At 70.8% G+C, this 10973-nt stretch carries 11 protein-coding genes; 9 read left to right on the forward strand and 2 right to left on the reverse strand.

The features are described 5' to 3' along the window. From JNL41_RS20185 to lpxB, 7 genes are all read left to right on the forward strand, one after another. On the forward strand, positions 1-690 hold a 690-nt coding region (locus JNL41_RS20185; protein WP_293477972.1), incomplete at its 5' end, for a BamA/TamA family outer membrane protein. Between the two features lie 6 nt (positions 691-696). Beyond that, positions 697-1371, forward strand: coding sequence for an OmpH family outer membrane protein (locus tag JNL41_RS20190; protein WP_293477973.1), 675 nt, complete (start codon positions 697-699; stop codon positions 1369-1371). A 49-nt stretch (positions 1372-1420) separates the two neighbouring features. Further along, positions 1421-2434: a UDP-3-O-(3-hydroxymyristoyl)glucosamine N-acyltransferase gene (gene lpxD, locus JNL41_RS20195; RefSeq protein WP_293477974.1), complete on the forward strand. Its 1014-nt coding sequence runs from the start codon at positions 1421-1423 to the stop codon at positions 2432-2434. Further along, positions 2434-2904, forward strand: coding sequence for a 3-hydroxyacyl-ACP dehydratase FabZ (gene fabZ, locus JNL41_RS20200; protein ID WP_293477975.1), 471 nt, complete (start codon positions 2434-2436; stop codon positions 2902-2904). Before lpxD ends, fabZ begins: the two co-directional genes overlap by 1 nt. 10 nt (positions 2905-2914) lie before the next feature. Continuing rightward, the gene (gene lpxA / locus JNL41_RS20205) at positions 2915-3706 is read left to right on the forward strand and encodes an acyl-ACP--UDP-N-acetylglucosamine O-acyltransferase (protein ID WP_293477982.1); all 792 of its coding nucleotides are present in this window, start codon (positions 2915-2917) and stop codon (positions 3704-3706) included. 5 nt (positions 3707-3711) lie between these two features. Next, on the forward strand, positions 3712-4554 hold the full coding sequence (gene lpxI, locus JNL41_RS20210; RefSeq protein WP_293477976.1) for a UDP-2,3-diacylglucosamine diphosphatase LpxI: 843 nt from the start codon (positions 3712-3714) through the stop codon (positions 4552-4554). After that, positions 4551-5735 carry a lipid-A-disaccharide synthase gene (lpxB, locus tag JNL41_RS20215; RefSeq protein ID WP_293477977.1) on the forward strand — a complete coding sequence of 395 codons (1185 nt, stop codon included), beginning with the start codon at positions 4551-4553 and terminating at the stop codon, positions 5733-5735. The genes lpxI and lpxB overlap by 4 nt, the downstream gene beginning before the upstream one ends. On the opposite strand, the gene gltA is transcribed toward lpxB, so the two are convergent. Both gltA and gltX read right to left on the reverse strand, forming a co-directional pair. Then, the gene (gene gltA, locus JNL41_RS20220; RefSeq protein ID WP_293477978.1) at positions 5711-6991 is read right to left on the reverse strand and encodes a citrate synthase; all 1281 of its coding nucleotides are present in this window, start codon (positions 6989-6991) and stop codon (positions 5711-5713) included. The genes lpxB and gltA overlap by 25 nt on opposite strands. Positions 6992-7046: 55 nt before the next feature. Next, positions 7047-8471 carry a glutamate--tRNA ligase gene (gene gltX, locus JNL41_RS20225; protein ID WP_293477979.1) on the reverse strand — a complete coding sequence of 475 codons (1425 nt, stop codon included), beginning with the start codon at positions 8469-8471 and terminating at the stop codon, positions 7047-7049. A gap of 109 nt (positions 8472-8580) precedes the next feature. Here gltX and JNL41_RS20230 point away from each other — a divergent pair, with 109 nt between their 5' ends. Then, positions 8581-10668 (forward strand): ComEC/Rec2 family competence protein, encoded by a 2088-nt coding sequence (locus JNL41_RS20230; RefSeq protein ID WP_293477980.1) that lies wholly within the window; start codon positions 8581-8583, stop codon positions 10666-10668. After that, positions 10668-10943 (forward strand): ASCH domain-containing protein, encoded by a 276-nt coding sequence (locus JNL41_RS20235; RefSeq protein WP_293477981.1) that lies wholly within the window; start codon positions 10668-10670, stop codon positions 10941-10943. Before JNL41_RS20230 ends, JNL41_RS20235 begins: the two co-directional genes overlap by 1 nt. Positions 10944-10973 lie beyond the last annotated feature (30 nt).

Raw genomic sequence — 10973 nt, forward strand, 5'->3', positions numbered from 1 at the left:
CGCCGGAACGACTATCTGAACGCGACGCGGGGCTTCTACATCGACTTCAACCAGGACATCGCGGGCCTGGGCGGCGACGTGAACTACGTGCGCACCGACATCGAGGCCGCGTGGTTCCACGGCTTCACCAAGGACTTCATCTTCTCGATCACCGGATCGGCCGGCTACGTGGCCGGCTGGGCGGGCGACGACGTGCGGATCAACGACCGCTACTATAAGGGCGGCCTGACCTTCCGCGGCTTCGAGACCGCGGGCATCGGTCCGCGCGACACCTCGCTGCAGCGCGCCGACGCCCTGGGTGGCAAGGCCTATGCGATCACGACCGTGGAACTGACGGTGCCGACGTTCCTGCCCGAACAGTACGGGATCAAGGCGGCGCTCTTCAGCGACATCGGTACGCTGGGCATGCTCGACAAGAAGGACAAGACCTACCAGCCGGGCGACGTGGACTGCCTGAACCCGACGATCCCGAGCCCCACCGATCCCACGCAGACCATCGCGAACCTGGCCGTGCCGGGCACCCGCAACGTCTGCATCCGTGACGACCTGTCGCTTCGCGCCTCGGCCGGCGTGAGTGTCTTCTGGAAGTCGCCGATGGGGCCGATCCGCTTCGACTTCAGCCGAATTTTGGCCAAGGAAGACTACGACAGGAAGGAACTCTTCCGGTTCTCCACTTCAACCAGGTTCTAGGAAAAGATGACGTTCAAGACCTTTGCCGTGGCGGGAACCGCCGTGGCCCTCGCGCTCACCAGCGCGACTTCCGCCGCGGCCCAGGCCCCGGCCGCCGCGGCGCCCGCCGCCGCCGCGCCGCAAGTGACCCACGGGGCGGCTCCGGCCGGCCTCTGCATCGTCTCGCCGGAAGGCGTGCTGGCCAACTCGACGGTCGGCAAGTACGTGCAGACCCGCATCCAGCAGCTCGCCGGGCAGGTGAACGCCGAGCTGCAGAGCGAAGGCACGGCGATCCAGAACGAAGCCAAGGCCATCGACGCCCAGCGCGCGACGCTGGCGCAGGATGCCTACGAGCAGCGCGCCGCGGCCGTGCAGGTGAAGGCCAGCGCCTTCCAACGCAAGCAGCAGCTCCGTGAGCAGGAACTGCAGGCGACGCAGCAGAAGGCGATCAACCGCATCGGCGAGGAGATGGAGCCGCTCATCCGCCAGGCCTACCAGGCCAAGGGCTGCGCCATGCTCTTCAACCGGCAGGTGATCGTGCTGGCGAACCCGGCGACCGACATCACCCCGCAGGTGGTGACGGCGCTGAACGCCAAGATCACCCAGTTCGCCTTCGATCGCGAGCGCCTCGACCAGCAGGGCGCGCCGGCGGCGGCTCCGCGGCCGGCGGCTCCCGCCGCGGCGGCTCCGGCGCGCAAGTAGGCGACGGATAGGACTGACGCGCGGGCCGAAGCGGCCTAGAACCCAGGCCATGCCAGACCCGCGCTTCTTCGAGGACCTGGGCCCCGCGCCCCTCCGCGAACTCGCCAGCCTGACCGGCGCCGAGCTCGTGGACGCGGGTGCGGGCGACCGGCTGGTGAGCCGGGTGGCCGTGCTGGCTCACGCCGGTCCCGACAGCATCACCTTCCTGACCGACAAGCGCTATGCGGCCGACCTGGCCGAGGCGCGCCCGGCCGCCTGCTTCGTCCCCAGGGGCGCCGAAGCGCTGGCTCCGGAGGGGTGTGCGGTGCTGGTCGCGGCCAACCCACAGGGCGCCTACGCGCTCGCCGCCCAGCGCCTGCATCGCCCGCGGGCGGCGGGAACGGCGGCCGTGGCTGCGGACTCGAAGCTCGAGGACGACGTCGTCCTGGGCGCCGGGGCCGTCGTGGGGCCGGCGGTCCAGATCGGCCGCGGCACGCGGATCGGGCCCAACACGGTGATCGGGCCGGGGGTCGCGATCGGCCGCGACTGCGACATCGGTCCCAACGTGAGCATCGGCTTCGCACTGGTCGGCGACCGCGTGAAGGTGCTGGCCGGGGCGCGGATCGGCGAGCCCGGCTTCGGCGCGACGGTCGGGCCCAAGGGCCTGATCGACATCCCGCAACTGGGCCGGGTGATCATCCAGGACGGCGTCTCGATCGGGGCGAACACCACTGTCGATCGCGGGGCCTACGACGACACGGTGATCGGCGAGAACACCAAGATCGACAACCTGGTGCAGATCGCCCACAACGTCCGCGTGGGTCGCAATTGCGTGATGGCCGCCCATACGGGGATCTCGGGCAGCGTGACGATCGGCGACGGCGCGCAGTTCGGGGGACGGGCCGGGGTCGCCGACCATGTGACCATCGGCGCGGGCGCGCGGGTCGGCGCCGCCGCGGGCTGCATGAAGGACATTCCGGCCGGCGAGACCTGGGGCGGCATGCCCGCGCGGCCGATCCGCGAGTGGCTGAAGGAAACGGCGTGGCTGGCCCGCATGGCGAGCCGCAGGGCGGGGGGAAACTGATGGCGCGAAGGGCCCCGGTGGCGGCGAACCCCACCGATATAGACATCACCGAGATCATGGAGCGGATCCCGCACCGGTATCCGTTCCTGCTGGTCGACCGCTGCGAAGAGTACAGGCAGAACGAGAGCATCGTCGGCATCAAGTGCGTGACGGTGAACGAGCCCTTCTTCCCGGGCCACTTCCCACACTATCCGGTCATGCCGGCGGTGCTGCTGATCGAGGCCATGGCGCAGACCGGCGCGGTCCTGATGTCGAAGTCGCTGGAGGTGGACACCGCCGGCAAGGCGATCTTCTTCATGTCGGCCGACAACTGCCGCTTCCGCTCGCCGGTGCGGCCGGGCGACGTGGTGCGCATGCCGGTGAAGGTGGTGCGCCACCGCGGCGACGTCTTCAAGTTCGCGGGCCAGGCGATGGTGGGCGACAAGGTGGCGGCCGAGTGCGAGTTCGCCGCCATGGTGGTGGAGACCTGAAGCCTTGAGCGTGGAGATCCATCCGACCGCCCTGGTCGCCAGGGGGGCGGAACTGGCCGATGGCGTCAGCGTCGGCCCCTACAGCATCGTCGGCGAGCACGTCAGGATCGGCGCGCGGACGCAGGTGCTGGCGCATGTGGTGATCGAGAACCGCACGACGATCGGCGAGGACTGCTCGGTGCGCAACTTCGCCAACCTGGGCGGGCCGCCGCACCACACCGGCTACAAGGGCGAGCCCACCGAGCTGATCATCGGCGACCGCAACCGCATCTGGGAACACGTCACGATGCACATCGGCGGTCCTGGCGAGGACGGCGTGACGCGCGTGGGGAACGACGGCTTCTTCATGGCCACCAGCCACATCGGGCACGACTGCGAGGTGGGCGACAACGTGGTGCTCGCGCATTCCGCGACGCTCGGCGGCCATGTCGTGGTGGGCGATTTCGTCACCGTGAGCGGACTGGCGGCCGTCCACCAGTTCTGCCGTGTGGGGCGCTACTCCTTCATCGGCGGCCTGGCGGCCGTCACCAAGGACGTGATCCCGTATGGCATGGTCTGGGGCAACCACGCGCACCTCGAGGGCCTGAACCTCGTGGGGCTGAAGCGGCGCAACTTCGACCGCGAGACGGTGAGCGCGCTGCGTTCGGCCTACCGGCTGATGTTCGCCGAGGAAGGCACCTTCCAGGAGCGCATCGACGACACCGCCGCCGCCTTCGGCCACTCGCCGCCGGTGATGGAGATCATCGACTTCATCCGCGCCGATGCGACCCGGCCGCTCTGCCTGCCCGAGCGGGAACTCTAGGGACGATGCAGAAGCTCGGCCTCATCGCCGGCGGCGGGGGCCTGCCGGTGGAGATCGCCCGGCACTGCGAACGCTCCGGCCGGCCGCTGTTCGTGATCCGGCTGAAGGGCTTCGCCGGCGACAGCCTCGCCGACTACGCCGGCGCCGAGGTCGGCCTGGCCGAGCTCGGCAAGTGCCTGAAGGCGCTGAAGCGGGCGGGATGCCGCTCGATCTGCCTCGCCGGCAACGTGGCGCGGCCGGACTTCGCCAGCCTCATGCCCGACCTGCGCGGCCTCACCCTGCTGCCCAAGGTGGCCGCCGCCGCGCGCCGGGGCGACGACGCGATGCTGCGCGTCCTGATCGGCGAGTTCGAGAAGGAAGGCTTTGCGGTCGAGGGCGCGCACGAGGTGATGGACGACCTTTCGCTGCCGGCCGGCCTGCTGGGCGCGTGCGCGCCGGCGGTCGACGACCTGGCGGACGCACATCGTGCGCTGGAGGTGGCCCGGGCGATCGGGCGGCTGGACGTGGGCCAGGCCGCCGTCGTCGCCCACGGCCTGGTCCTCGCCGTCGAAGCGCAGGAGGGCACCGACGCCATGCTGGCCAGGGTCGCCGACCTGCCGGCGCACCTGAGGGGCCGGGCGGGCGCCGGCGCGGGCGTTCTGGCCAAGGCGCCGAAGCCGATCCAGGAGACCCGGGTCGATCTGCCGACGATCGGGCTCGCCACCGTGCAGGGCGTGGCGCGCGCGGGGCTGGCGGGTATCGTCGGCGAGGCGGGGCGGCTTCTGGTGCTCGATCGCGAGGCGACGATCGCGACCGCCGACGAACTGGGGGTCTTCATCCTGGGCGTCGAGCCGCCGCCGGCGTCATGACCGCGCCGCCGCTCACCGTGATGCTGGTCGCCGCCGAGGCCTCCGGCGACGATCGCGGCGCGGGGCTCATGCGGGCGCTGAGAGCGAAGCTGGGCGATGGCGTGCGCTTCGTCGGCGTCGGCGGCCAGCGGATGCGCGCGGAGGGCCTCGAGAGCCCCTTCGACATCGCCGAACTCTCGATCTTCGGCCTGCTGGAGGGGCTGATGGCCTACGGCAAGGTCGTGCGCCGCGCCGACGAGACGGCGGACCTGGCGGCCCGCGAGAAGCCCGACGTGGCGGTGCTGATCGACTCCTGGGGCTTCACCCTTCGCGTGGCCCAGCGGCTTCGGCGGCAGGACCCGCGGCTGGCGCTGGTGAAGTATGTGGCGCCGCAGGTCTGGGCCTCGCGGCCCGGGCGGGCGCGGACGGCGGCGCGCGCCTTCGACCTCCTGCTGACGATCCACGCCTTCGACGCGCCAGCGTTCGAGCGCGAGGGTTTGAAGACCGTGTTCGTGGGTGACTCCACGCTTGCCATCGACTTCTCGGCGGCCGATCCGGCGGGGCTGCGGGCGCAGATCGGCGCCGCGCCGGAGGATCCGATCCTGCTGGTGCTGCCCGGCAGCCGGCCGTCCGAGATCGAGCGGGTGATGCCGGCGTTCGAGGACGCCGTCAGCCTGTTGAAGGCCGATCGGCCGAACCTGCAGGTCGTGGCGCCCGCGGCGCCGACGGTGGCGGAGCTGGTGAAGGCGCGGGTGGCGGGCTGGGCGCACCGGGCGCATGTGGTGGAGGGCGATGCCGCCAAACGCTCCGCGATGAAGGCGGCGACGGTGGCGCTGGCCTGCTCGGGCACGGTCACGACGGAACTGGCGCTGGCCGGCTGTCCGATGGTGGTAGCCTATCGGCTGGCGCCCGTGACCTACGCGATCCTGAAGCGACTGATCCGCACGAAGTATGTGACGCTGTTCAACATCGCCGCGCAGGACTTCGTCGCGCCGGAGATGATCCAGGACGACTGCAACGGCCCGGCGCTTGCGCGCGAGATCGCGCTGCGGCTCGACGACCCGGCGCTCCGGGCGCGGCAGGTCGAGCGGCAGAACGCGGCGCTTCTGAAAATGGGACGCGGCGGCCCCGATGCGAACGAGGCCGCCGCGTCTGCGGTTCTGGACCTTGTGGCGCGTCAGCGCCTGTCGACGGCCACGTAGTCGCGCTGGGGCGACCCCGTGTAGAGCTGCCGCGGACGGCCGATCTTCTGCGACGGATCCTCGATCATTTCCTTCCACTGGGCGATCCAGCCCACGGTGCGGGCGAGGGCGAACAGCACCGTGAACATCTCGGGCGGGAAGCCGAGCGCGCGCAGCGTGATGCCCGAGTAGAAGTCGACGTTCGGGTAGAGCTTGCGCTGGACGAAGAACTCGTCGTTGAGCGCGATCTTCTCCAGCTCCATGGCGACCTGCAGCAGCGGGTCGTCCTGGTGACCGACGGCTTCGAGGACCTCGTGGCAGGACTTCTGCATCACGGTCGCGCGCGGATCGTAGTTCTTGTAGACCCGGTGGCCGAAGCCCATCAGCAGGTAGCGGCGGTCCTTCACGCCCTGGACGAACTCGGGGATCCGGTCGACGGTCCCGATCTCCTTCAGCATGTTCAGCGCTTCTTCGTTCGCGCCGCCGTGCTTGGGGCCCCAGAGAGAGGCGATGCCGGCCGCGATGCAGGCGAACGGATTGGCGCCCGACGACCCGGCGAGGCGGACGGTCGAGGTCGACGCGTTCTGCTCGTGGTCGGCGTGCAGGATGAAGATGCGGTCCATGGCCTTGGCCAGTACCGGATTCGGCTTCCAGTCCTCGGCCGGGACCGAGAAGCACATGCGCAGGAAATTCTCCGCGTAGGAGAGCTCGTTGCGCGGGTACACGAACGGCTGGCCACGCGAATACTTGAAGGCGCGCGCCGCCAGGGTCGGCATCTTGGCGATCAGCCGGTGGGCGGAGATCATCCGCTGCTCGGGATCGTTGATGTCGGTGCTGTCGTGATAGAAGGCGCTCATCGCGCCGACCGCGCCGCACATGATCGCCATGGGGTGCGCGTCGCGGCGGAAGCCCTGGAAGAAGCGGTCCACCTGCTCGTGGACCATGGTGTGGTAGATGATGTTCTTCTCGAACTGGGCGAACTCGCCGGCGGTCGGCAATTCGCCGTGCAGGAGGAGGTAGCAGACCTCCAGGAAGCTCGATTTCTCGGCGAGCTGGTCGATCGGGTAGCCGCGGTGCAGCAGGATGCCCTTGTCGCCGTCGATGAAGGTGATCTTGCTCTCGCACGAGGCCGTCGACGTGAAGCCAGGGTCATACGTGAAGACGTCGGCGTCGCCGTAGAGCTTGCGGATGTCGACCACCGCGGGGCCGTCGGTGCCGCGCATGACCGGAAGTTCGACCGTCCTGCCGTCGACCTGAATCTTCGCCGTTTCAGCCATGAGACCCCCTTCGCGCTTGCGAAATGAAACACCCGTTCGTCGGGCTTATACCCCTTTATGCGACGGGCGGAAGCGCGTCGTCCATACGGCCCAGGCTCTCGTCGCGGCCGAGCGCGGTCAGGGTTCCCGCGAGGTCAGGGGCGGGCGCCCCGCCGGCAAGCACGGCACGCAACTGCGGACCGAACTTCCCCAGGCCGATCCCCTCGGAGTCGGCGAACTTGCGAAGGGAATCTTCCAGTCCGGGCACGCTCCAGTCCGTTACGCCGCCGAGCGCCGAGCGCAATTTCGTGAACCGCGCCGCCATCTCGGGATCGGCAAGCTGCGTGCGCGTCTTCTCAGGCACCTCCAGCGGGCGGGTCTTGAGCGCGAAGAGGACGGCGTCGGCCAGTTCGAGCGTGGTCTTGGCGCCGTCGCGGACGAAGGGAATGGTGCGTGCGATCAGCGCCGCGTCGCCCTGCTTCAGCGCCACGCCGCGGCTGTCGAGGATCTTCGCGACGAGGCCGGCCAGCCGCTGGGGCTCGGCCAGGCGGATGTAGTGGTTGTTGAAGTGGTTCAGCTTGGCCCAGTCGAGGCGCGCCGGCGCGCCCACGACGTCATGGATGTCGAACCACTCGGCCGCCTGCTCGTCGGTGAAGATCTCGTCGTCGCCGTGGCCCCAGCCGAGCTTGGCCAGATAGTTGCGCATGGTCTCGGGAAGGTAGCCCATGTCGTCGAACTCGGTGACCGACTGCGCGCCGTGCCGCTTGGACAGCTTCGCGCCGTCGGGGCCGTGGATCATCGGCAAGTGCGCCCAGACCGGGATCTCCCACCCCATGGCCTCGTAGATGATCGTCTGGCGCGCGGCGTTGTTCAGGTGGTCGTCGCCGCGGATGACGTGGGTGATGCCCATGTCGTGGTCGTCGACGACGACGGCCAGATTGTAGGTCGGGTTGCCGTCCGAACGCAGCAGGATGAGGTCGTCGAGGCCGGCGTTCCGGAACCTCACCTCGCCCTTCACCGCGTCGGCGACGATCGTCTCGCCGTCCAGCGGGCTCTTCAGGCGCACCGCGTAGGCGCGGTCCGGCCAGGTCGCCGGATCGGCGTCGCGCCAGGGCGTGCGCACGACGCGGCCCTCGGCGCGGGCGCGCTCGCGCTCGGCCTCCAGTTCCTCGGGCAGCATGTAGTCGCGATAGGCCTCGCCCCTGGTCATCAGTTCGGCCACGACCTCGCGGTGGCGGTCGGCGCGCGACGACTGGAAGACGGGCTCCTCGTCCCAGGCCATGCCCAGCCACTTCAGGCCGTCGAGGATCACCTTCACCGCCGCGTCGGTGGAGCGTTCGCGGTCGGTGTCCTCCACGCGCAGGAGGAACGTCCCACCCGTATGGCGCGCATATAGCCAGTTGAAGAGAGCCGTCCGGGCGGTGCCAATGTGCATCATGCCGGTAGGCGAAGGTGCGATCCGCGTGCGGACGGGACGGCCGGGGTTTTCGGGGGCGGACATTTCGGGGTCGGGCGATCTCAAGGGTGCAGGGGAGGCGGCCTCGGCGGAGGCGGCGCCTCTTAGCACGCGCCCTCGGTGGCGTCCTAGCCTGCGGCGGGCGGGGATCTGGTTGCGGGACCAGGGCGACCTCCAGGTCGACCGCTGGACGCTCTGGACGCCGGTGGCGCTCGGCCTGGGCTGCGGCCTCTACTTCGGACTGCTGCGCGAGCCGCAGACCTGGGTGGCCTGGGCGCTGATCGCCGTCGCGGCGGCCCTGCTCGTCGCGACCCGCTGGAGCCTGTGGCGCGGGACCACCATGGCGCTGGTGCTGAGCGCCTGCGCGGTCGGCGGCTTCGCGGTCGCGAAGCTGCGCACCGAGGCCGTGAAGGCGCCGGTGGCGCAGGCCGGCGCACGGCCGCAGTGGGTCGAGGCGTTCGTGGTCGACATCGCCCAGCCCGGCGTGGGCGGTCAGCGGCTGCTGCTGGCGCCGATCCGCGTCGGTGACTGGCCGGCCGATGCGACGCCGATCCGGATGCGCGCGACGCTTCGCCCGGGGACGCCGTTGCCGGCGCCCGGCGAGACCGTGCGGCTGCTGGCCATCCTGAACCCGCCTCCGCCCCCGGCCAGCCCGGGCTCGTACGACTTCGCGCGCGACGCCTACTTCGAGAGCGTCGGCGCCGTGGGCCTGGCACTGCGGCCGCCCGTGGCGTCCGGGGCAGAGGTGAGGGCGCCGTGGCGGCTGGCGGCGACGATGCGGGTGAACGCGACGCGCTGGGCGCTCACCCAGCGGATCGTCGCCGCGCTCGGTCCCGAGACGGGCGGTCTGGCCGCGGCGATGACGACGGGGCACGAAGCGTTCATCCCGCCGGAGCAGGTGGAAAACCTGCGCGCCGCCGGACTGGCGCACATCGTTTCCATCAGCGGCCTGCACATGGCGATCGTCGGCGGCTTCGCCTTCGGTCTGGCGCGGCTCCTGATCGCCTGCTGGCCCTGGCTGGCGCTGCGGGTCCACGGGAAGAAGGCCGCCGCACTGGTGGGCCTCGCGGCGGTCGGCGGCTACCTCGTGCTCTCGGGCGCCCCGCCGCCGGCCGAACGGGCGGCGATCACGGCCGCGGTGGCGTTCGCGGCGATCCTGGCCGACCGGCAGGCGATCAGCCTCCACGCCCTCGCGCTCGCGGCGATGGGCGTGCTGCTGCTACAGCCCGAGGCGGTGACCGAGCCCGGCTTCCAGATGTCGTTCGCCGCGACCGCCGCGCTCGTGGCCCTGGCCGAGATCTGGCCGCGGCCGATCCGGGAGATCGAGGTTCCCTGGGCGATCCGCGCCGCGCAGGGCGTCGTCACCTGGACGGCCGCCAGCATCGCGGTGAGCTTCGTGGCGGGCCTGGCCACCGGGCCGTTCGCGATCCAGCACTTCAATCGCGTCTCCACCTGGGGCCTCTTCGCCAACCTCGCGGTCGCACCGATCTCGTCGTTCCTGATGATGCCCGGCCTGGCGCTTGGTGCGGCGCTGACCCCGCTCGGCCTCGGCCAGGCTCCGCTGGAGGTGGCGGGCTGGTCGATCGGGCTGATGAACCAGGTCGCGGCCTGGGCCGCGGCGGCGCCCGTCTCGCAGATGGTGGTCCCCAGCGCGCCGGACTGGGTTCTGCCGGTGAGCTTCCTGGGCCTGCTGTTCGCCTGCCTCTGGCGCGGACCGTTGCGCTGGATCGGCGTGCCGCTCGCCGGCGCAGTGCTGCTGGCCCCGCGGCCCCCGGCGCCCGACGTCTGGATTGCCGCCGACGGGGCTGCGGTCGCCGTGCGCGAAGGCAAGGACGCGGTCCTCCTGCGGCCCGACGTGAAGCTGTTCGGAGCCGAGTTGTGGTCGCGGCGCCGGGGCCTGACGCCGCTCGTCAGCGAGCCTGAGCGGGACGCCCGCTTCGCCTGCGATCATTGGAGCTGCGCGCCGCGCCCCACCGCGCCCGTGAAGCTCGCCGCGGCCTGGAACCTGCGGCGGCCGCTGAAGGAAGGACGCCTCGACGAACTCTGCCGCAGCGCCGACATCGTGGTCCTGCGCAACAACTTCCGACCGGAGAGCTGCCCGGCGCCGCTGGTGCTCACCGGGGCGGACTTCGCGGCTGGTGGGTCGGCCGAACTCCATCGCGAGGGGGCCGGCTGGCGCATCGTCTGGGCGCAGGATCTGCGCGGCCGCCGTCCCTGGACCTGGGGCTACGACCCGCGATGATGTTCGCGAAGCCGCTGCGCGAGCGCGTCCGCTCGGGCGAGATCACCTCCAGCGTCCGGCTGTGGCTGACGCCGCGAGTGAAGGTGGGCGCGCGCTACCCGCTGCTGGACGGCTTCGTCGAGGTCACCCGGCTGCAGGAAGTCGACCTCGCCGACATCACCGACGAGATCGCCCGCGAGGGCGGGTTCGCCGATCTGGAAGACCTCATGAAAACCGCCCGCCACGGGCGCGGCGAGCGGGTGTTCATCGTGGATTTCGTGTTCGCGCGGGGGTGATGCCGCGAGAACCGGAACCGCGGAAGATGC

The organism is Phenylobacterium sp., assembly GCF_016793285.1.
In the GTDB taxonomy this organism is placed as follows: domain Bacteria; phylum Pseudomonadota; class Alphaproteobacteria; order Caulobacterales; family Caulobacteraceae; genus Phenylobacterium.